The organism is Bacillus sp. GW821-FHT11D08 (genome assembly GCF_058808515.1).
The window spans coordinates 376,108-398,020 of the sequence record NZ_JBXARS010000001.1 but is presented as its reverse complement, the minus strand read 5'-3'; the positions used below and the strand labels follow the sequence as shown (position 1 = coordinate 398,020).

The 21,913-nt window shown below is 46.6% G+C and carries 20 protein-coding genes; 3 read left to right on the top strand and 17 right to left on the bottom strand.

Annotated elements, in window-relative coordinates; all coding sequences use genetic code 11:
• Window positions 1–151: 151 nt before the first annotated feature.
• Window positions 152–709, top strand: coding sequence for a GbsR/MarR family transcriptional regulator (locus AC1RRX_RS02005; RefSeq protein ID WP_007409974.1), 558 nt, complete (start codon window positions 152–154; stop codon window positions 707–709).
• 20 nt (window positions 710–729) lie between these two features.
• On the opposite strand, the gene AC1RRX_RS02000 is transcribed toward AC1RRX_RS02005, so the two are convergent.
• Window positions 730–1,362: an NAAT family transporter gene (locus AC1RRX_RS02000; protein ID WP_007409973.1), complete on the bottom strand. Its 633-nt coding sequence runs from the start codon at window positions 1,360–1,362 to the stop codon at window positions 730–732.
• A gap of 438 nt (window positions 1,363–1,800) precedes the next feature.
• On the opposite strand from AC1RRX_RS02000, the gene AC1RRX_RS01995 reads away from it, so the two are divergent.
• Window positions 1,801–2,511 (top strand): hypothetical protein, encoded by a 711-nt coding sequence (locus AC1RRX_RS01995; protein ID WP_032869650.1) that lies wholly within the window; start codon window positions 1,801–1,803, stop codon window positions 2,509–2,511.
• A 40-nt stretch (window positions 2,512–2,551) separates the two neighbouring features.
• On the opposite strand, the gene AC1RRX_RS01990 is transcribed toward AC1RRX_RS01995, so the two are convergent.
• Window positions 2,552–4,342, bottom strand: coding sequence for a zinc ribbon domain-containing protein (locus AC1RRX_RS01990; RefSeq protein ID WP_144463897.1), 1,791 nt, complete (start codon window positions 4,340–4,342; stop codon window positions 2,552–2,554).
• A 131-nt stretch (window positions 4,343–4,473) separates the two neighbouring features.
• Between AC1RRX_RS01990 and AC1RRX_RS01985 the strand changes: the two genes are divergently transcribed.
• Window positions 4,474–4,935, top strand: a complete 462-nt coding sequence (locus tag AC1RRX_RS01985; RefSeq protein ID WP_007409969.1) for a GNAT family N-acetyltransferase — start codon at window positions 4,474–4,476, stop codon at window positions 4,933–4,935.
• A 43-nt stretch (window positions 4,936–4,978) separates the two neighbouring features.
• Here AC1RRX_RS01985 and AC1RRX_RS01980 read toward each other — a convergent pair whose 3' ends face one another.
• The 15 genes from AC1RRX_RS01980 to gap all read right to left on the bottom strand — a co-directional run bounded on the left by AC1RRX_RS01980 (window position 4,979) and on the right by gap (window position 21,905).
• A complete protein-coding gene (locus tag AC1RRX_RS01980) occupies window positions 4,979–6,214 on the bottom strand; it encodes an MFS transporter (protein WP_144463896.1) in 1,236 nt (411 codons plus the stop codon).
• Window positions 6,189–7,109 (bottom strand): sugar phosphate isomerase/epimerase family protein, encoded by a 921-nt coding sequence (locus AC1RRX_RS01975; RefSeq protein WP_053104518.1) that lies wholly within the window; start codon window positions 7,107–7,109, stop codon window positions 6,189–6,191. The genes AC1RRX_RS01980 and AC1RRX_RS01975 overlap by 26 nt, the downstream gene beginning before the upstream one ends.
• 7 nt (window positions 7,110–7,116) lie before the next feature.
• The gene (locus tag AC1RRX_RS01970) at window positions 7,117–7,794 is read right to left on the bottom strand and encodes a PIG-L deacetylase family protein (protein WP_053104519.1); all 678 of its coding nucleotides are present in this window, start codon (window positions 7,792–7,794) and stop codon (window positions 7,117–7,119) included.
• Window positions 7,757–8,515 carry a WbqC family protein gene (locus tag AC1RRX_RS01965; RefSeq protein WP_007409964.1) on the bottom strand — a complete coding sequence of 253 codons (759 nt, stop codon included), beginning with the start codon at window positions 8,513–8,515 and terminating at the stop codon, window positions 7,757–7,759. The genes AC1RRX_RS01970 and AC1RRX_RS01965 overlap by 38 nt, the downstream gene beginning before the upstream one ends.
• Window positions 8,488–9,369 carry a GNAT family N-acetyltransferase gene (locus AC1RRX_RS01960; RefSeq protein WP_032867000.1) on the bottom strand — a complete coding sequence of 294 codons (882 nt, stop codon included), beginning with the start codon at window positions 9,367–9,369 and terminating at the stop codon, window positions 8,488–8,490. The genes AC1RRX_RS01965 and AC1RRX_RS01960 overlap by 28 nt, the downstream gene beginning before the upstream one ends.
• Before the next feature lie 11 nt (window positions 9,370–9,380).
• Window positions 9,381–10,637 carry an aminotransferase class V-fold PLP-dependent enzyme gene (locus AC1RRX_RS01955; protein ID WP_144463895.1) on the bottom strand — a complete coding sequence of 419 codons (1,257 nt, stop codon included), beginning with the start codon at window positions 10,635–10,637 and terminating at the stop codon, window positions 9,381–9,383.
• Complete coding sequence (locus AC1RRX_RS01950) at window positions 10,603–11,532, bottom strand: NAD-dependent epimerase/dehydratase family protein (RefSeq protein ID WP_032867004.1); 930 nt, start codon at window positions 11,530–11,532, stop codon at window positions 10,603–10,605. The genes AC1RRX_RS01955 and AC1RRX_RS01950 overlap by 35 nt, the downstream gene beginning before the upstream one ends.
• Window positions 11,529–12,659 (bottom strand): DegT/DnrJ/EryC1/StrS family aminotransferase, encoded by a 1,131-nt coding sequence (locus AC1RRX_RS01945; protein WP_061581415.1) that lies wholly within the window; start codon window positions 12,657–12,659, stop codon window positions 11,529–11,531. Before AC1RRX_RS01945 ends, AC1RRX_RS01950 begins: the two co-directional genes overlap by 4 nt.
• 48 nt (window positions 12,660–12,707) lie before the next feature.
• Entirely contained in the window at window positions 12,708–14,042 is a 1,335-nt protein-coding gene (locus AC1RRX_RS01940; protein ID WP_144463894.1) for a nucleotide sugar dehydrogenase, read from the bottom strand.
• Between the two features lie 265 nt (window positions 14,043–14,307).
• On the bottom strand, window positions 14,308–15,588 hold the full coding sequence (locus AC1RRX_RS01935; RefSeq protein WP_144463893.1) for a M20/M25/M40 family metallo-hydrolase: 1,281 nt from the start codon (window positions 15,586–15,588) through the stop codon (window positions 14,308–14,310).
• A gap of 168 nt (window positions 15,589–15,756) precedes the next feature.
• Window positions 15,757–17,049, bottom strand: coding sequence for a phosphopyruvate hydratase (eno, locus tag AC1RRX_RS01930; protein WP_007409956.1), 1,293 nt, complete (start codon window positions 17,047–17,049; stop codon window positions 15,757–15,759).
• A 27-nt stretch (window positions 17,050–17,076) separates the two neighbouring features.
• Window positions 17,077–18,612 carry a 2,3-bisphosphoglycerate-independent phosphoglycerate mutase gene (gpmI, locus tag AC1RRX_RS01925; protein ID WP_144463892.1) on the bottom strand — a complete coding sequence of 512 codons (1,536 nt, stop codon included), beginning with the start codon at window positions 18,610–18,612 and terminating at the stop codon, window positions 17,077–17,079.
• Window positions 18,605–19,366 (bottom strand): triose-phosphate isomerase, encoded by a 762-nt coding sequence (gene tpiA / locus AC1RRX_RS01920; protein ID WP_003151618.1) that lies wholly within the window; start codon window positions 19,364–19,366, stop codon window positions 18,605–18,607. The genes gpmI and tpiA overlap by 8 nt, the downstream gene beginning before the upstream one ends.
• A 25-nt stretch (window positions 19,367–19,391) precedes the next feature.
• Complete coding sequence (locus AC1RRX_RS01915; RefSeq protein ID WP_003151616.1) at window positions 19,392–20,576, bottom strand: phosphoglycerate kinase; 1,185 nt, start codon at window positions 20,574–20,576, stop codon at window positions 19,392–19,394.
• Between the two features lie 321 nt (window positions 20,577–20,897).
• Window positions 20,898–21,905: a type I glyceraldehyde-3-phosphate dehydrogenase gene (gene gap / locus AC1RRX_RS01910; RefSeq protein WP_003151611.1), complete on the bottom strand. Its 1,008-nt coding sequence runs from the start codon at window positions 21,903–21,905 to the stop codon at window positions 20,898–20,900.
• Window positions 21,906–21,913: the final 8 nt, after the last annotated feature.

Genomic DNA, 21,913 nt, shown 5'->3' with positions numbered 1-21,913 from the left:
TACGTATTTTTTCATGTTATCCCGCTGACAATGCGGATGTTCTTACAATCGCTCCTGATAGCTCGCATATCCTGCCGCATCATCTTTTTCATCAACTGTAAAAAATATGATATATTGTCAGCATGAAAAGCCAGTGAAGGGATGATCAGCCGTGGAAAAAAACGCTCTTGATATCATCGGGCATGCTGAAGAGCATCTCATTGAGAGAATCGCCGAGAATATGCATACATTCGGAATGCCGGCCACACTGGGACGTGTGCTCGGTATTATTTATATGAACCGCAAGCCGATGACGTTAAATGAGCTGTCAGAGGCGACCGGGATGAGCAAAACGAGGATGAGCCAGGTGGTCCGCGAAATGACCGATGTCAATCTGGCTGAAAAAGTGTTTGAAAAAGGCGTTCGGAAAGACCTTTATGACGTGGAGCGTGATTATTACCAGACGTTTATCTCCCTGTTTACGGCAAATTGGACAAAGGCGGTCAGCAAAAACAAAATGCTCTATAAAAAGCTGAACCGCGAGCTGACTGAGCTTCTGGAATCGGAAAATCTCAGTCCCGATATTGAAGAAAAAGCCCGTCAGCTTTTGGATGAACTGACGGATTGGCTCCATTATTATGACTGGCTGAGCCGTTTGATAGAATTTTTTGAGAGTGAAGAAGTGTTTCAGCATGTGCCGAAAATAGAAAAAAGCAGCACCCGAAGATAACCGGGCGCTGCTTTTTTAAGTCAGGAAACCAATATCGGGAACATGCCTTTCAGACCGGCGCCGATCATGCCGATGGCCACCACCGCCAAAATCAGCCCCATCAGTCGGGTAATGACGTTCATTTCGGTTTTCCCGAGCTTATTGCTGATGAAAGATGAATAGTGAAAGAAGATGAACGTCATCGCGATGACGGCCGCAATGCCGATAAGCACGCTGATGTAATGGAAGATGCCGCCATGGCCGGCCGACAGACTCATCACCGTCGCGATCGTACCGGGTCCGGCGATAATCGGAATCGACAAAGGCGTCACAGATATATCGGCTTTCTCCTTGCTCTCCCCTTTCTCTTCATGATGGAGAGACTGTACATGAGATTTCTTCGCGTTCAGAAGATTATAAGCGATGCCGAAAATAAAAATGCCGCCCGCGATACGTAAGGCATGAATGTTAATGTCAAACAGTTTAAAGATCAGATGGCCGAAGATTAAAAAAGCCGCCAAGATGATAAACGACAGCACGGAAGCCTTGCGCGCGATCGCTGTCCGTTCTTTCTCCGAGTACCCTTCCGTCAGTGAAAGGAAAATCGGCACGTTTCCGATGGGATTGGAGACTGCAAACAGTGAAATGAAGACATGAATGATGAATGAAAACATGCGTACCTCCTTATGACTTGCCGTTATTGAGTTATGTTTTGTTCTCCGCTGTTTCTTATGCATGGTTTTTACCCCGGGGTCTGCTTTTTATAACCTCAGCCGGACGATCCGGAAACAGAAAAAAACCGTCCTTGTAAGGACGGTTTTTTCTGTTTGCTATCTCCATAAGCCTTTTCCGAATTTTAACAGCCGATAAAGCATTTTCAATTTTTTTAGCATGCGTTAATTTCCTTTTTCACTCTGAATCAATGCGCCGAGAGACATGATATCTATCAGCTCCAATAAAATTCTACCATAAAGGGTACTTTTTCTCTATTATCAATTCATAGAGAAGGTGATTTGTATATCTTTAGAAAACTCCGTTACATCCGTCCTATTTTCTTTTATAATGTAAATATTGAACAAAATCCCTATATTACTTGTAAAAGGAGTTTTAGAATGTATTGTTCTCAATGCGGCCATCATACTGATGGCGGAAAATTTTGTGAAAAGTGCGGGGCGCCCCAGCCCGGGCAGGGAGGCGCAGGTCAAACGCAAGGCCAGGCCGCTCAGGCCGGCGCCGCGGCTAAGCAGGCTTCAAAGCAATTTGCCTTATTCGTGCTTGATGTGTTAAAGCGACCGTATCAAACATGTAAAACGACAGGCGGCGAACAGCTTGTCAGCAGCATCATCAACATGGTGCTTTTCTGCCTGGTGACGCCGGTTATGTTTTATATTCTCTTATCAGACGGCTTTCGTGACGTCAGTTTTACCGCGGTTGTGATCAAGCCGGCGCTTACCTTTGCATTATGCGTTTTTTGCCTGTATCTCTTGATTTTTATCGCTTTGAAGGCCGGCGGCGCCCAGGTGTCATTTAAAGATTCGCTGTCCAGATTCGGGGCATTTTTGATTCCGTTTACAGCTATTTTGCTTCTTGCCCTCATTTTTATGCTGCTTCATACAACCGTTTGCTTCACCATTCTGGCTGTCGGTCTTTTAGGAGCGGCGTTTGCCGTGCCTCCGCTCATGCTGGCGAGCTATCAGCATCAGCTCACTACTAAGGCGGATATCATTTATTCTGTTATCGTCATCTATTTGATCATTTGCGTAACGTTTCAATTCACGATCAAGCATTATATAAAAGAACTCATGAATTATTTCTTCTTTTAAAAACGGAAACCCCCGCCGCCTGATTGGCGCGGGGGTTTTTTTATTGAATGGATGTTAAATAAATTCTTCCGTCTTTAACAACGCCGCCATACGTCCAATTGTATGTTCTGAGCTTCGGACTGCCGCCGGCTTTCGTAATATAAAACTCCTCGTACGTGTGAATCGTCAGATGAGAGCCTTTCTGTGAAAAGCTTTTGACATTCACTTCATTAAATACTTCGGTCGTCCCCTCGCTGTGCAGTTTTTTGACCAGTTTCTGCTGATCAGCATACAAAGGGCTTCCCTCTTCTAAATTACCCGCCATGATGGCAAAATTGTTAAGGCTGACGGCGCTTGATTGATTTGTCAGGTAATCAGTCATAAACGATGTGACTTGCTCGTTTGTCACGCTGCCTGAAGCTGTGTTTCCTTTGGAAGATGCCCATGCGGATGTATAGGTTTTCGGCTGGTCGTTTTTTATTTTTTTTACATTTGTCCCAGAAGAATCTGAGGCAGGGTCAGCTTTTTCGAAAACCCATTTTTTATGTTTTGTATCATATGAGAGTACATAGTGAAAGCTCGGCTCAGCCTCTTCCATATCAGGCTTCGTATTCCCGTCGAAATAAGCAGACTCATGAAGCTCTTTACCCGTAACAGTTACTTGCCAGCGGCCGTTCTCTTGAGAAATCGCAAATGAATCCAGATCAAAGCTTGTCTCTTTATACTGATCCTTCAAAAAGGTGCCGGAACTCTTCATGCCGGATACCACTTCTTTCGTCTGCTCTTTCCAGGCGGAACCAGCCTCGGTCATCTGATCGGTATTTCCGTCTGCCATCGCTTTTGTATACTGCTTCGTTGTTTTGACAATCGTGTCCATGATTGTTTGTTGTGTATCTTGATCCGGGATAAGCGTTAAGTCCACATCAGTACTGTTGATCGGGACATCGGCAGTTTTCATTTTCCCCCAAGGAAAATCAGCCTCCACGGCGGCTGTCATGGAACCGTCAGTTAAGAGCGGACCATATGTAACGGATGTAAACGGATCTTTATGGACGGACTTGCCGTTTATCAGCAGATCGCCTTTCGCGCTTTTGAAGCTGTCTGCTTGAGTGAATGTCACATCCTCGGCGTCTAACGGCAGGTCAAACTCAACATTCCGGCTTCCGGCCGCCTCTGCCTCTTGCTTTTTGACAACGTCAACCGTCTCATTTTTAAGCTTGGCTTCCGCCGTGTAGACACCGGGTGCATACGGGCCGAAGATTTGGATTTCATCGGCTTTTTTGACCGTACCTGTTTTCTCGCTGTTGATATAAAGATCGGCGCCTTTATAATTGCTTGTGACGCGGAAATAAACCGGATCGACTTTCAGTTCGTAATGGTCAAACAAAAGAAGGGTTTTTCCCTCTTTTTTAACGTATACCGCATCTGTTTCTGATGAATTGCCGCGAAGCGCTGCCAGCAGTTCATCGTGTTTCTTTGCGTATGCAAGGAGCGGTTTGACATTGGTCTCATTCAGCTTCAGTTTTTTGTCTGAAGGAGTGAGCAGGGCTGCGAGCTTTTTCGTGTCCCCGTCATGAACCGCCTGTTCGAATTGATCCGTGAGCCTTTTTTCAGATGTCAGCCAGGCTCCGGTTTTATATGCGGCAATCAATAAGATCAGCGCTGCGGCAATGCCGCCCCACATGAAGAGCGTTTTTTTAGGGATCGGCTTTCTCATTTGTGAAGCAGGTTCAGCCGCTTTTACAGCCGCCTGCCGCTCCAGCCGGCTTCCTTTCCCGATCGGTTTTCCGCATTCTTTACAGAAATGCGCTTCTTCATTGTTCTGCTGGCCGCAATGCTTACAAAAAAACATGACTTTCCTCCTATTCAATCTGCAAAACTTGTATAACTTTTCCTATGTTTCATATTTTATAATAAAGTAGAATGATTTTGGAGTTATTTTCAAAAATAGCTGTCGATCATAACGGAGGAGGAGAAACGGACATGCAAAAACTGAGCATCCGAAAAGCCGCGGAGCCGGATGAAGCGCTGTATGAACTATTGCTGCTGGCCGATCCGTCGAAAGAGATTGTCGATGATTATCTTGTAAGAGGAGAATGCTATACGGCTTGGACGTCAGACGAGCTTGCAGGGGTTTACGTTTTATTGCAAACAAGGCCTAAAACGATAGAAATCGTAAACATCGCGGTAAAAGAATCGCTGCAGAACAGGGGATTCGGAAAACAGCTGGTGCGGGATGCCATTGAAAAAGCGAGACAATCGGGAGCTGACACGATTGAAATCGGCACCGGAAATTCCAGTATTCATCAGCTGTCACTCTATCAAAAATGCGGATTCCGCATTCAGGCTGTCGACCATGATTTTTTTATCAGACATTATGATGAAGACATTTTTGAAAACGGCATTCAATGCCGGGATATGATACGGCTTTATTTGGATTTATGATAAAAAGGGCGCCGGCTGACATCGGCGCCCCTTCGTTTACCATTCAGACGGATTGATCCGCTTGTTTCTCTGTATTTCTTTGACTCCCTTGTCTGACTGAAAAAATAGCAAAAACGATCGTAAGGGTCAGTCCGACCGCCGCGAAAATATAATCCGCATTCATCAACAGCAGAAGCCCTGTGTAGACAGCGGCCGACAGCGGTTCACCCATTTTGACAATGGAAAAAATCAGTGCAAAGACCCTTCCGAAATATGCGGCCGGAACCGTCTTTTGGAAATACAGCACCGTTTGCACATCAATATACGAGATGATGATGCCAAGCACCAGGAAGATGATGCACTCAAACCCATGAAGGGGAAAAAACAGCAGCATAATGAGCAGTCCCGCTACCGTTAACGTCCGCGGGTACAGCCGGTTCAAGCGTTTTGTATTCCATTTGAAAAATACGGCCAAATTGCCCAAAAGCATCCCCGCCTGAAACATTGAATACATGACGGCAAACCATACAGAATAGTTCTGCTGAAAACGCTCCACAGCAAGAATCGGCCCCATTACTGAAATAAGGCCGGCAATGACGAGATTTACGACGAAAAAGTATCCGACCGATGTCAGCCATGCCGCATTTCCTTTCAGCATTCTGTAACCGGCTTTTACATCTTCAGTTCCGTTGCTTTTTTCATTGGGCTGTTCTGAAATACGAATGAACGCGATAAATGCCGCAGAGATCAAAAAAGCAGTGCCGTTTAGGGCAAACAGCATCCCGAACGGAATAGCCGCAATCATGATCCCGCTGATCAATTTTCCGACGATGAGTCCGATCAAGTCACTCGTATTGATCAGAGATGTCGCCTGATCAAGATGCTGTTTGCGGACGAGCAGCGGAATGATCGCGACTTTCGCCGGCGCAAACAGCATCGATTGCAGAGATAGACAAAAGGCGCACACCCCGGCTATCCACACGGTTAATAAATCGTTCGCGCTGAGCACCGCCAAGAGGATCATAATGGCGGCCCGGCCCGTATTGCACAAATACAAGATCGACTTTTTTCGGAATAAATCAATCAGCGGCCCCGCCAGCACGCCAAATGTCAACGGCACGAGTTCGATAAAAGAAATAACGCCGACTAGAATTTTGCTGCCGGTCAATTCTAACACTAACAGCGGCAAAGCAATGAGCCAGACCCCATCCGCTGCTGAAGAAAACACCTGTGCACACCAAAGCTTTGCATAGTTCGGTGTTCGATATGTCATATCAGACCCTTTTTTGATCCTCGTCATCAGAAACACCGCCGAACCATTCCAGCGTTCTCCATGATTCCCGTCTTTCCGTATAATCCTCTTCCATCACCTCAAATACAATGCCGGTATCTTGAGTCCGATAAAGCTCCTGCAAAGTATCTGCAGCACGTCTCAGCAGCTCCTCAGCGATTGTCCCTTCACTCGGATGGCGGCCCTCAAAACAGCGGACGCCGCCATGCGGGAACGCAAGCTGGCGAAATGAGCTGAAGTGATAATGCTTAATGCTCTCTTTTATCGAAAGAAACTGAAAGAAATCGGGATATTTCAGCTGATCATTTCTGAACATAAGGGCGGAAGACAAGTGAGTCTGATAGGTAATCGCCCAATGGCACAGATCCCACGTAATACCGACATGCTTCAGATCCAGCTCCACCAGCTCTGTAAAATCCTCAGGATAAATGAAAATCGGATCAAAATCCTCTCCCAGATTCCCGATGATCGGAAGGTTTTCCACACCGATCCAAATGTCTGTCCCTTTCAGCCGCTCATCAAACTCCGCGAAAAACTCAACGATTTTTTTACGGTTTCCTTCCAGGTCATAGACTTGAAATTCCTCAACCGTCATAAATTGATTCGCATGAACGGTTATGCCTTTGGCGCCGTATTTCACAGCTAGCTCCGCAAAGTGATAAAGCTGTTTTTTGATGTGATCTTCATGCACATAATCGGCATGATCTGTCGGGAAATGCAGCGTCAATAATGAAGGATCAAGCTGTTTCGCATATTCCAGCGTCTGATTGAATGTTTTGAGATAATCCGTTTCCCCAAAGGAATGGCCGTCAAAAATATTCGCTTCCAGACCGTATCCCGCTTCCACCCATTTCTCATCGATTTGCTTCGGATCAAGTCCGAAAAACGGAATTTGAGCAATCATAGGACAGTCACCATGTTCCTCTCACAAGCATAAACGCTTCCGCAGCCGAAAAACCCGCTTTTGCTCCCCACACACGGGCATTATGTTCGATCGCCTGCAAAGAGCGGGGATGAGGGAAGTCTCTGAGCTCGGAACCGTAACACGCCATCGATTTCAATTTCGTTTCAAGCTCGTTTTCAATATTAACGAAGAAATTGGCATGAAACTGATCCTTCTGACAGTAATTCCATTCCGTCGAAGACAATGTTTCATAGGCAAAAACCCGTTTTACCGTATGACCGGGAAGCGGACGGGTTGCCGTCATGACCGCTCTGAATACGACGGAGTGGTCAATATTAATGTCACCGCCGTACTGGGTATACACAATGTCAGGCTGAAAACGATTGATTTGTTTCTCCGCTTCCTTCACGACATCCAGCAAATCCATTGAATCCATTCTGTTATCAGGAAGGTTCAGCCTGACAAAATCATGGATGCCCAAAGTGCTGAGCGCCTGCTCCGTTTCTTGATTAGAATGCTCCATAACGGAATCTTCAGGCTTTTTGTAATCCGTTTTTCTTGATGACTTGCCTTCCGCCATAATGACTGCCGACACGCTGTCACCTTGGCGGACATGTTTGGCGAGCGTGCCGCCGACGCCGATAATTTCATCGTCGGGATGCGCTGCAAATACCATTACTTTCATCATATTGCCCTCCTTTAACTAACATTTCAGCTGTATCCGCTCCGCAGTTCATCAGCATATCGAGCATGGAGAGGTGAGGGATATGCTCCCCGAATAATTGAGGATAGCCAAAATGTCGGATCTGCTGATACTCAATGACAATTCCGTTTCTTTCAAAATCGCTTTCTATTAAATAGTCGGAACCCTGACTGCCTGAATAATAACGGTCCGCCCCCAGCTCCTGACAAAGCGCTAAAACAAAATCGCTTTTTTTCTCCTTCCGGCATTCAAGCTCAGAGACATAACAGAGCGGCGTTTCAATTCGGAGCTCTTTTCGGAAAAATTCAATGATGTGCATATTCAAATCATGGAGATATTCCCACTCCCGCTGATAGACATCTTGAAAAAAATGCTGGTATCGCTCAAAATAGGGAGCTTTCGCATAGTTCATTTTAATCGCCATCCAATGTTTTTTCCGCCAATCCTGTGTCTGGTCGATTTTCATATGCCGAAGCTCTATGTCTTTATATTGTTTCATCTGCAAAGGCACTGTCAGCCATCTGGGGCCTTGCGGCGTTTTGATTCTGTTGCGGTTGAGGAATCCTTTTTTCTCAAATTGGGCTGTGTCATGAATGGCAAACAGATCCGACTTATACATTTTTTCAAAAAAACCGTACCACGGCAGATAACTGGATTGATGGCCGCTTATTGTTTTCATTCCGGTTTCGTAAAAAGTCGGCATTGTTTTTCTTCAGCTCCCCAATATCGTTTCGGTCTCGCGATTTCTTTACTGTGTGAATAGCCAAAATCAGCCCATTGAAGCTTGCGGCAAATGGCGAATTGCAGGGCGTCACGCATCAATAAGTAAGAGGCCTGCGCTTTTTTTCCCGCCAGGCTGTTTACATTCTGCCAATAATAGAAATGAGAGCGGTCATAGAGAAAAATACTGCTGCTGATCAGCGTCTCATCCTGATATGCTCCGATCCAAAACATCCGGTCCGCAAACGTGTCAAGCAGCTTTTGGAAAAAGCCCTGGCTCAGCACATAAGCTGCGCCGATTGACGCTGTATGCTCTTTGTAGAGGTCATAAAACGCGCCAAGTTCTTTTCGCCCGATCAGCCGGGTGACAATATTCTCTTTTTCAGCGTATCTGACTGCCGTCCGGGCTTTTCCGGAAATGCCCGTCCAAAGCTCGTCAAACGTGTCCGGAAGCGAAAGAATCCGCGTTGCCTTTTCCGTCCATCCTTCCCTGATTTCTTCTGTAAAAGAAGTCTGACCGTACGGCAGCAGCATCCGGGATATGTTCCGACCGAATATGGCCTGGATTTCACTTTGAAGCCATTCAAATGAGATGGGGCGATCTGAAATAACGCCGCCGTATCCGATCATGTTGCCGGATAATACGCCCTTCTGTTCAAAAAGCGGAAGATAGATGACCTGTCCTCCGTCCGTTGTCAGTCTGACAGGGTGAAATGACGTGCCGGGAAGCTCTTCCATGAGGATTCCCCAATCATAGCTTTGAAACAACCCCGCCTGATACATGTCAGCGGCCCGATCCCATGCCTGGCGGGTCGTGCATACTGCTGTTTTTTGCATAGTTATCACCACTATTCAGTCTTATTCTTTTGCTCATAATATGATAAAACGGATTCGGCTATATATCTGACTTGCTCCTTTTGAAGAGGAGGTTTAAAAGGCAGAGAAAGAACTCTCTTCCAAAGCGGGTCTTCCCCGCCTTCCCCCGCGTATGTTTCATAAATCGGAATACGTCCGAGGGGAAGATAGTTCCAGCATGTTTGGATGCCTCTTTCGGCTAAATAAACGGAACACCCGTACCGCTCTTCATCCCGGGGAAATACAATTGTTAAATAATTCAGATGTTCTCCTTCTTGGGGCTGGATCATTCTTATGCCGTTTGTTTCTTCCGCCTTTGCAAAGATTTCTCCCGCCGTCTCTAAGTTTCGAAGCGAAGCTGTTACAAGCTGATCCATACGTGAAAGCTGATCATCAATAATGGCTTCCCTTGCCGGATGCATGCGAAGCACGGGTACAACAGCCGGTTTATCCGGCAGAGCTTCGAGCTTTGTGGCTTTCATGGAAGGCATGGCGCCCGCTTTTATAAACATATATGAAATAGGATGATGCCGTTTCCGTTTCATTACAGCTTGGATTCTTTGATTTCTGATATAGATTCGATAGTCAGCTGCCACTTGGCTGCGCTGTTCCATCGGGAGATTTGCTTTTTGCCGAAGCCATTCTTTCGGCGCGATTAACGCGCCGCCTCCGATACTCGCAAGCGGCTTTGAGGGGCCGAAGCTTAAAATGCCGAAATCGCCCAAACCGCCGGCAAATGTATCCGCTTGTTTTGTAAACATGGCTTGAGCGGCATCATCAATGACAGCAATTCCGTTTTCCTTCGCCCAGTCAATGATGGCGGTATTTTCTCTCCGGCCGTATACATGTGTGAGGATAACCGCACACGTCTGCCTCGTCGCTTTTTTTTTGACATCCTCAAAAGATAAGGATAGATGCTCATCCAGCTGCGCAAACACAGGCGCCGCACCGGATTGAAGCACGGCATCAATGACATTCGGGCAGCTGAAGGATGAGAAAATCACTTCTTTCCCCGGCCCGGCTCCCGAATAAGTTAATGCGAGCACCAGTGCCGCACTGCCGCTGGATGTCAGCACAACCCCTTTTCCGTAACGTTTTTCCAGTTTTTCAGTCAGTCCGCTTTGTCCGGCAGTAAGCAAGTGTTTCACTGCGCGCAGACGGCCGCTGACGGAAAACTGTCCGGGATAAACGGGATATTTGACCACTTCCGGGTTTTTAGGAAAGTGAAAGTTTGTGCTTTTGTCTTTCATCTTTTATGATCTCCAGGCCTTCATTCAGACTTACTTTCGGAGCGTAACCGAGCAAACGTTTCGCCTTCTCGATTGACGGCGCCCGTTTAAAAATCTCGATGTCTTTTCCCCTCACGCCGTCTTCGCCCAGCTTTTTAAACAGATAGTTATCCTTCTCTCTGCCTGAGAGCACATTGACTTTTTCAGCCAGTTCTTTTATCGTGATCGGCTGGTCGTTCCCGATATTGAAGTCTTCAAAGACGGCTCCTTCATGAATGAGAGCGAGATAAGTTCCGGTGACGATATCACTGATGTAGCTGAAGCAGCGTATTTGTCCGCCGTCCCCGTAAAGAGGCAGCTCAGAGCCATTCTCGGCCAGGCTGAAAAACTTGTTGATGACAAAATCCTCGCGCTGTTTCGGCCCGTATACATTAAAGTACCGGACGACCCGAATATGAAGTTCGTCGGAAGCCTGTTCTCTCAAATATTCCTCTGATTGCAGTTTGGCTTTTCCGTAAGCTGATTTCGGAAGCTTTCTGCTTGTCTCGGTATAAGGAAAATCCGGTGAATCTCCGAACACTTCTGAACTCGATGAGAAAAGAAGTGTGCTGATTCCCAATTCACCGCATACCTCAGTGACATTTTTTGTTCCTTCAAAATTGACCCGTATGACGTCTTCTTCATTGCTTCGGCAGCTGTCCACTCCGACCATTGCCGCCAAATGGACAACCGCATCCGCTCCCCGCAGTGATTCGCGGAGGGACGTCCGGTCAAGGATATCCGTTTGGCGGTATTCAGTGTCAAAAGCCGGCTTCTTCTGGTCTGCAATGATGGTGTGATAACCTTTAGCCTGTAATAATGCCGCCAGTTCGCTTCCGATAAAACCGGCCCCTCCGATAATCGCAATGTGTTTCATGATCCTACCTCCTGGCTGATAGTCAAAACTTCTTTTATAGACTTGACAATATAGCTGCAATCCTCATCTGATAACTGGCTGTAAAGAGGCAGTGATACGATCTCCCGGAAAACACGTTCAGTTACCGGAAGCTCGGCAGGAAAATGTTTTTTATAGTAAGGATGCAAATGCACGGGAATAAAGTGCACGCTCAGCCCGATTTGTTTTTCTTTCATTTTCTCAATAAACAGATCTCTGTCCATACCGCCGTTTTCTCGAATCCGCAAAATAAATAAATGCCATGAGTGCGTTATGCCGCTTGGAATGTCAGAAAGCGGAAGCGCCGCTTTGTCAGATTGACCTGACAGTTCACGTACATAAAATTGAGCGATCTGTTCCCGTTTTTCTTGAATGTCGTTTGCGCGCTTCAATTGAACCAGACCGAGCGCGGCCTGAATATCCGTCATATTATATTTAAAGCCCGGCAGTAAAACGTCGTATCTCCAGCTGCCTTTTTCACCGTACCGGTTCCAGGCATTTTTTGTGATGCCGTGCCAGCCGTACAGCCTCGCTCTTTCTGCGGCCTGTTCGTCTTTCATAACGAGGGCTCCGCCTTCCCCCGTTGTAATATTTTTGGTGGCATAAAAGCTGAAGCACACGGCATCGCCGTGAGTGCCGATCATGCTTCCGTTATATTTTGTACCGAGCGCATGAGCGGCGTCTTCAATCAGATACAATCCGTTTTCTTTACAAATGGATTGCAAGTTTTCCAGATCAGCCGGATAGCCGGCAAAATGAACCGCAATTACCGCTTTTGTGCGCGGCGTTATTTTCTTCCTGACATCTTCAGGATCGGCACATAGACTTTTCTCGCATATATCCGCAAACACCGGAACGGCTCCGGCGTGCAGGATGACATTGACACTGGAACAGAACGTAAAGCTCGGCACGATGACTTCATCGCCTTCTCCCACACCTAGCGCCAATAAAGCCATATGTAATGCAGCGGTGCCTGAATTACAGCTGATGACGTGTTCGGCTCCTATACATTCACCCAGCTTTTTTTCAAAATTGATTACCTTCGGACCTTTCGAAATCCAGCCCGATTGAATCGTTTCGGTTACGCTTGCGATTTCTTCGTTTGTCATATCAGGTCTGTGAAAAGAGATAAATCGATTACTAATGACCGTTCCCTCCTATAAAGTGACAACTCTGCAATTGTCGGCTGATTTTTCCTTGCATACATTTCTTGTGTCAAAGATAATCGGTGAGGCATCCTTCAAAATACTGTAGTCGATTACATCGTGATCTGTATGAATGATGATGACGTCGTACTGATTGATTTGTTCTTTTGTGAAAGGGACAGATTGTTTGCGGCTTCCGTCATTCAAGCGGATCTCGCTGATAAACGGATCATGATAATCAATCGCGCATCCCTTGTCCATCAATTCTTCCATTATCGTAAACACTGAGGATTCACGCGGGTCATTTGTATTTTTTTTATAAGCTGCCCCTATTATTAAGATGCTGCATTTGTCTTTGCCCGCCAGTTTCAAAGCATACTCAGAGACAGAAATCGGCATGTTGGAATTGATTTCGTCCGCGAGATCAATTAATTTTGTCTGCAGCCCTTTTTCATTCGCGATCCATTTGAAGTAAAAAGGATCAATCGGGATACAATGGCCTCCGACTCCGGGGCCCGGGATAAATTTTTGAAAGCCGAACGGCTTCGTGTCCGCCGCGCAGATGACTTCCCATATATCAATATCAAGTTCACGGCAATTAAGCGCCATTTCATTGATAAGAGCTATATTGACATAACGATAAGTATTCTCTAGGAGTTTAGCTGTTTCAGCTACTTCGGGTGAGGTGACCGGGTGAATGCTTGTAACAATGGTGCTGTAAAACGCTGAGGCAAGTTCTGTGCAAGTCTGTGTGGTTCCGCCGACTACTTTAGGAATATCTGAAACTTCATATTGCCTGTTGCCCGGATCGATTCTTTCCGGAGAATAAGCCGTAAAAAAGTCTGTTCCTATTTTCATGCCGCGGCTTGCTGCCATTCTGTCGGCAATCTTTTTTTTCGTTGTTCCGGGATAGGTGGTGCTTTCTAAAATTAAAAGCTGATGCTGCCTTCCATAAGCAATCATGCTGTCAACTGCACTGTCGATGTAGGTTAAATCGGGGATCTTGTCTTTTTTGTTCAGGGGTGTCGGCACACATATCACAATGATGTCGCATTTTTGGATGAGCGACATGTCGGCGCTGATTTGAAAGCGTTTTGTTTGTAAAGCCGAGTTCAGTCTGTCGTCCTCTATATCTTGAATATGGCTGCTTCCGGCGGCTAACAAGGAAACCTTTTCACTGTTTTTGTCGAATCCGATAACATTGTATCCTTTATCGACACATTCCAGCGCAAGAGGGAATCCCACATATCCCATGCCTAACACGCCTACAATCGCCTGCTTCGTTTCAATCAGATGTAACAGCCGTTTTTGACCAAGGTTGCTGGCTTCTTTTGTGACAGTATTCATTTTTCGCCCCCTAATAGATAGAAAAGAGTATTGTTTTTTACAATTTAAAACAAATATCGATCGATATCGCAATTATAACAAAAGTTAAAATTTGATAAATGAGTTTTACATCCTTTTATAAATTAGGTATTATCTATTTATTTTTCTTTTATTTGTAAAATAAAATCCTGTCAAATGGTATATATCTGGTAACGAGTGAGAAAATCTCCCTCAATTGAGAGAATATACAGAAAACAATATAAAAAAACAGGCCGAAGCCTGTCTTTTATTCTTTCACTGCCTCAGTTACAGCCGCGGAAACGAGTGCTCCCGCTTTCTCTAATCGTTCTTTGCTGATGTGTTTCATATTATCATTCTCGGTGTGATACCAAGGCCCCGGCTCCTGTGTATCGGGGCTGAGCCAAATCCAGTTAGCCGACGGAATCCCTGCTTCATAAAAAGAGACATGGTCTGAGTAACCGAGCTGAATCAGGTTTGGCTTGACCAAGCGGGATTTTTCAGCGGCTTTTTCAGCATACCGGACGCTCGGGTTTTCCTTGCCGTCAGGAGTCGTGACACACATTTGACTCGCTTCTTCCCAGTCAGTCGCAATCATATCGGCATTAAAATTGGCCTGGCTGTGCTTTCTTTCATTGTTCGTGAGTGTACTGACGTAATAAGATGAACCCGCAGACCATAATTCTTCTGCACCGAACAGGATAAAGCGGATCTCTTTGTCTTTCGGTATGTGTTTGAGTTGCTTGCTGATTTCCAGAACGGCAGATGTGCCTGAGGCGTTGTCATCCGCTCCGGGTGCGCCTTTTACGCTGTCATAATGCGCTGTGACATAAATAATATCAGCATCAGAAGAGTTGGCCTGTGCTGCTTTGCGCGTTCCTATAATATTTTGTGAGGTGCGGTTTTTATAGTTTTTAAATTGAATGACTGCCTGCTTTTCCTTCAGCAATGCTTCACCGTCTTCTTTTTTCATACCCGCCGCCGGTATTGTGATTCCTTTATCGGTATGCGGACGGACGGCGAGCGGTTTTGTTGTCTGATTATAAATAATGACTGCTTTGGCTCCCGCTTGTTCGGCATGTTTGATCTTTTGAGAAACGGGGATCTTTCCTTCGCGTATCACTGCAATCTTTCCTTTGGCTCCTGTTACGTCATCGCGTGATCCGCAGCCGCCGTCAAAAATCCCTCCCTCAATTCTCAGCTCTTTTTCAACAGCGGATTGATCAGCGGAGCGGAGCGGAAATTCATGATCTCCCGCTGTGACTGAACCTGAAAAGTACTTTTTCAATGGAAATGACTGTACTTTGACACTGGCGCCCTGAGCCCGCAGGCGATTCGATATGTATTCAGCCGCTTCCTTTTCTTTCGCAGTTCCGGTTTCCCGCGGTCCGATGGTTTCACTCAGATCATGCATCGTGTCCAATGCCTCATCAGCATCAAAAACCGGCGCGGTCACGGCTGAATAAGCATGAGTTTCGGACAGCGGCCCGGCAGACGCGCCCCATATGACGCTTGCTGCCACCGCGGCTGACATAAATGAAAATTTCATCATAATCCCTCCTCTTATTAACACCTCTTCCCTTTCGATTGAAGAACACTGATTCCTTTAAAAAGGGGAAAAATGAATATTATTGACCAAATGAAAATGATGAAAAAGGAGGGAAAAGCCCGGGAGCATAAAAAAACGCCGGGAGAATATCTCCCGGCGTCCATTCCATTACTTATTCAAGTTATAGAAAGAGTTGATACCGTGGTATTGAGCAGTTTCAGCCAACTGATCTTCGATGCGAAGAAGCTGGTTGTATTTCGCAACACGGTCCGTACGGGACGGAGCACCTGTTTTGATTTGTCCTGCATTAGTTGCCACAGCGATGTCAGCGATTGTGCTGTCTTCAGTTTCACCTGAACGGTGAGAGATAACAGCAGTGTAGCCCGCGCGTTTCGCCATTTCGATCGCATCGAATGTTTCAGTCAATGTACCGATTTGGTTTACTTTGATCAGGATAGAGTTGCCTACGCCGTTTTTGATACCTTCAGCAAGCTTTTTCGTGTTTGTAACGAAAAGGTCGTCTCCGACAAGCTGAACTTTTTTGCCAAGACGCTCTGTAAGAAGTTTGTGGCCTTCCCAGTCGTTCTCGTCAAGTCCGTCTTCGATAGAGATGATTGGGTATTTAGAAACCATTTCTTCGTACCAGTCAACCATTTCAGCAGATGTTTTCACAACGCCTTCGCCAGACAGATGGTATTTGCCGTCTTCTTTGTTGTAGAACTCAGAAGATGCAGCATCCATCGCAAGTTTCACTTCTTCGCCAGGTTTGAAGCCGGCTTTTTCGATCGCTTCAACGATTGTTTGAAGCGCTTCTTCGTTAGAACCAAGGTTCGGAGCGAATCCGCCTTCGTCACCTACAGCTGTGTTCATTCCTTTAGCAGAAAGAACTGATTTCAGGCTGTGGAAGATTTGAGCGCCCATGCGAAGCGCTTCACGGAAGTTAGGCGCGCCTACAGGCATGATCATGAATTCTTGAATGTCTACGTTGTTGTCAGCATGCTCTCCGCCGTTTACGATGTTCATCATCGGTACAGGAAGCGTTTTTGAGTTGAATCCTCCAAGGTATTGGTAAAGAGGAATCTGTAAGAAATCAGCAGCTGCGCGCGCACAAGCCATAGATACGCCAAGGATTGCGTTCGCACCGAGTTTGCCTTTGTTTTCAGTTCCGTCAAGCTCGATTAAAAGCTGATCGATTGCGTTTTGTTCAGTTACGTCAAAGCCGAGAAGCTCTGGAGAAATGATTTCGTTTACGTTGTTAACAGCAGTTAACACGCCTTTTCCAAGGTAACGGTCTTTGTCGCCGTCACGAAGCTCAACCGCTTCGTATTCACCTGTAGAAGCTCCGCTTGGCACTAATGCGCGGCCGAAAGCTCCTGTTTCTGTATATACTTCAACTTCAACTGTTGGGTTGCCGCGGGAGTCAAGGACTTCGCGTGCATAAACATCAACAATGTATGGCATGAGTTTGTCTCTCCTTTTGATTTACGCTTATTTTTGAATTAAAGATGTTCCGGTCATTTCTTTCGGTTTTTCAACACCGAGAAGGTCTAATAACGTTGGTGCGAGGTCGCCTAGGATTCCGCCTTCGCGCAGCGTCACGCCTTCTTTCGTCACAATGACAGGGACTGGGTTTGTCGTATGGGCAGTGTGCGGTTCGCCTGTTTCTGTAATCAGAATGTCTGCATTACCGTGATCAGCGGTAATGATGGCATGTCCGCCTTTAGCGATGATGGCGTCAACCACTTCGCCTAAGCATTCGTCCACTGCTTCAATTGCTTTAATCGTCGGTTCGACCATTCCGGAGTGGCCGACCATGTCAGGGTTTGCAAAATTCAGGATGATCGCGTCGTGCTTGTCAGCCGCGATTTCTTTTACAAGAGCATCCTTCACTTCATACGCGCTCATTTCAGGCTTCAGGTCATATGTCGCGACCTTCGGCGAGTTAATGAGGATGCGCTCTTCGCCCGGGAATTCTTCTTCGCGGCCGCCGCTCATAAAGAACGTAACGTGCGGATACTTTTCAGTTTCTGCAATGCGAAGCTGTTTTAACCCGTGCTGTGCCAATACTTCACCGACTGTATTGTCAAGGTTTACCGGTTTAAAAGCCACATATCCGTCAACAGATTCACTGAAGTGAGTCAGGCAGACGAAATACAGGTTTTTCGGATGATTTTCACCGCGGTCGAAATCGCGGAAATCTTTGTTGGTAAACGTGTTTGAAATCTGGATGGCGCGGTCTGGTCTGAAATTATAGAAAATCACAGAATCGCCGTCATGAATTTTCGCAACGGGTTCACCGTTTTCTTTTGTGATGACGGACGGAATGACGAATTCATCATGAATGCCGTTCGCATAAGAATCGTCGACTACATCCATCGCGCTGCGGTAAGACGGGCCTTCGCCGTAAGCCATTGCGCGGTACGCTTTTTCCACACGGTCCCAGCGTTTGTCGCGGTCCATGGAGTAGTAGCGTCCGGAAATGCTGGCGATTTCGCCGACACCGATTTCTTCGATTTGCTCATTCAGCTGCAGAATGTAAGTTTTCGCCGTTTGCGGACCTACATCGCGGCCGTCGAGGAAACCGTGAATATACACCTTCGTCAGTCCTTCACTTTTCGCAAGCTTCAGCAGCGCGAATAAATGATTGATATGACTGTGTACGCCTCCGTCAGAAAGAAGGCCGAACAGGTGCAGCGCTCTGTCGTTGTCTTTCGCGTTTTTGATGGCGTCAAGGAACGTTTGATTGCGTTCGAATTCGCCTTCGCGGATGGCAACGTTCACGCGTGTTAAGCTTTGGTACACAATACGTCCTGCGCCGATATTCAAATGACCGACTTCAGAGTTCCCCATCTGTCCTTCAGGCAGTCCGACTGCTTCGCCTGATGCCGTCAGCGTCTGATGAGGGTATTGGTTCCAATAACGGTCGAAATTCGGTTTTTTCGCTTGTGCGACTGCGTTTCCGACTGTTTCATTGCGTAATCCGAACCCATCAAGAATGATGAGTGCAGCTGGTTTTTTACTCATATTGACCTTCCTCCAATAATTGAACGAATGACTGCGGTTCAAGGCTTGCGCCGCCGACCAAAGCACCGTCAATATCGGACTCTGCCATATATTCTTTAATATTTGCAGGTTTTACGCTGCCGCCGTATTGAATGCGGAGCTTGTCAGCAGTTTCCTGGCTGAAGCTTTCAGCAACGACTTTACGGATATGCGCGCAGACGTCGTTAGCATCTTTCGCTGTAGAAGATTTGCCTGTTCCGATTGCCCAGATTGGCTCGTACGCAATAACAGAAGCAGCAACTTGCTCTTCAGAAAGACCCGCAAGACCTTTTTTCACTTGATCGGCAACAAGATCATTTGTTTTTCCGGCTTCGCGCTCTTCAAGCGTTTCACCTACGCAAATGATCGGCACAATGCCGTGTTTGAAAGCGGCATGCGCTTTTTTGTTAACTGTTTCATCAGTTTCAGCGAACATTTCACGGCGCTCAGAGTGGCCGATGACGCAGTAATCCACGCCAAGGTCTTTCAGAGCGACCGGGCTGATTTCACCTGTGAACGCACCGTTTTCTTCAAAATGCATGTTTTGGGCGCCGACTTTCAGGTCAGTTCCTTTAACAGCAGAAGTCAGCTTTTCTAAGAAAAGAGCTGGTGCGCAAACAACGGCTTCCGCTTTGTCTGCTGCTGGAATGGAAGATTTCACTTCTTCAACGAAGCTGACAGCTTCGCCGAGTGTTTTGTTCATTTTCCAGTTACCGGCTATAATTGGTTTTCTCATCTGTTCCACTTCCTTATAGCAGTTTTTATTTATCGTTCAGCGCAGCTACACCTGGAAGCTCTTTGCCTTCCATGAATTCAAGGGATGCGCCGCCGCCTGTTGAGATATGGCTCATTTTGTCAGCAAGGCCGAATTTTTCAACGGCTGCCGCAGAGTCTCCTCCGCCGATGACAGAGTATGTATCGTTTGCCTCTGCCAATGCTTCAGCCACTGCTTTTGTGCCTTGAGCGAACAAGTCGATTTCGAATACGCCCATCGGTCCGTTCCATACGACAAGTTTGCTGTTTTTGATAACTTCAGCGTACGTTTCGCGGGTTTTCGTTCCGATGTCGATCGCTTCTAAATCACTTGGGATCTCAGAGATCGGCACGATTTGGACGTTTGCATCGTTAGAGAAATCATCAGCAACGAGAACGTCTTCCGGCATATAGAATTTAACGCCTTTTTCTTTCGCGCGGTCCATGAATGATTTTGCAAGTTCGATTTTATCTTCTTCAAGAAGAGATTTACCGACTTCATAACCAAGCGCTTTTACGAATGTGTAAGCAAGACCTCCGCCGATGATCAAGTTGTCCACTTTATCAAGCAGACTTTCGATTACGCCGATTTTGTCTTTTACTTTCGCGCCGCCGATGATTGCCGTAAACGGGCGCTCAGGATTTGTCACGGCTTTGCCGAGAACGTCAAGCTCTTTTTCCATCAGGAATCCTGCAACCGCCGGCAGATGCTCGGCAATTCCGGCTGTAGATGCGTGAGCACGGTGGGCAGCACCGAATGCGTCATTGACATATACATCCGCAAGCTCAGCAAATGCTTTAGCAAGCTCAGGATCGTTTTTCTCTTCACCAGGGTAGAAACGTACGTTTTCCAATACAAGAACGTCTCCGTCCTTCATATCAGAAATTTGTGCTTTTACAGCATCGCCGTAAGCTTCATCCGCTTTTTTCACTTCTTTGCCGAGCAGTTCGCCTAAGCGTGCAGCGACAGGAGTTAAACGAAGCTCCTCAACCACTTCGCCTTTCGGGCGGCCTAAGTGGCTCGCAAGAAGGACTTTCGCGCCTTGGTCTGCAAGGTGTTTGATTGTTGGAAGCGCAGCGCGGATACGAGTATCGTCTGTTACTTCCCCGTCTTTCATTGGAACGTTAAAGTCAACGCGGCAGAATACGACTTTGCCTTTTACGTCGATGTCTTTTACTGTTTTTTTATTCATGCCTTAGGAGATCCTCCTTCAAAATGGTTTGCATAGCACGAAAAACGTGAAACGTGAAACCGCCTCATGATGCTTCCGCCGCGGGGCAGATTGCAGCTTCCGGGCACGGGGCAGATCGTCTTCTGAGCCAGGGCAGGCGGCTCAGAAAACGAAAGTGCCGCGGAAACTTCAAAACGCGGACGTTCTGCAGCAATCCGGCGCTTTCTGAAAGCCGGTTCTCATGGAAAAAGGGAAAGGGAGTCCGTCCCCTTCCCTTGTCCGCTTTCATTATAGCGTTTCTGTCCGAAAGAACCAAGTCCGGCCCTTTCCGGGAGCTATGAATTAAAGACCTTGTTTTGCGATGTAAGCTGCAAGGTCAACAACGCGGTTAGAGTAGCCGCTTTCGTTATCGTACCAAGAGATTACTTTTACCATGCTGCCTTCCATAACCATTGTAGAAAGAGCATCGATTGTAGAAGAGTTAGCATTGCCGTTGTAGTCTCCGGATACTAATGGCTCTTCGCTGTAGCCAAGGATTCCTTTAAGATCGCCTTCAGCCGCTTCTTTAAGAGCTGCGTTTACATCTTCAGCCGTTACGTCTTTGTTCAGTTCAGCAACTAGGTCAACAAGAGAAACGTTTGGAGTCGGCACACGCATAGCTCCGCCGTTCAGTTTGCCTTTCAGTTCAGGAAGAACAAGGGAAACTGCTTTAGCAGCACCAGTTGATGTAGGAATGATGTTTTCAGCTGCTGCACGCGCACGACGGTAGTCTTTGTGCGGAAGATCAAGAATTTGCTGATCGTTTGTGTAAGAGTGAACAGTTGTCATCATACCGCGTTTGATGCCGAATTTGTCGTTAAGTACTTTTGCAAACGGCGCAAGGCAGTTTGTTGTGCAAGATGCGTTAGAGATAACATGGTGGTTAGCCGCATCGTATTTGTCTTCGTTAACACCCATAACGATTGTGATATCTTCTTCGTTAGCAGGTGCAGAGATGATAACTTTTTTCGCGCCTGCTTCTAAATGTTTCGCAGCGTCTGCGCGTTTTGTGAAGAAACCAGTAGATTCAACTACGATTTCAACGCCTTGTTTGCCCCAGCTGAGTTTCGCAGGATCGCGCTCAGCAGAAACTTCGATTGTTTTGCCGTTAACAACAAGGTTGCTGCCGTCAACTTTAACTTCTGCATCTAATTTTCCGTGTACGGAATCATATTGTAAAAGATGAGCAAGCATGTTAGCGTCTGTTAAATCGTTAACCGCTACTACCTCAACTTCAGGATTGTTTAATGCTGCGCGGAATACGTTACGTCCAATACGACCAAAACCGTTAATACCGACTTTTACTGCCATGATTATTT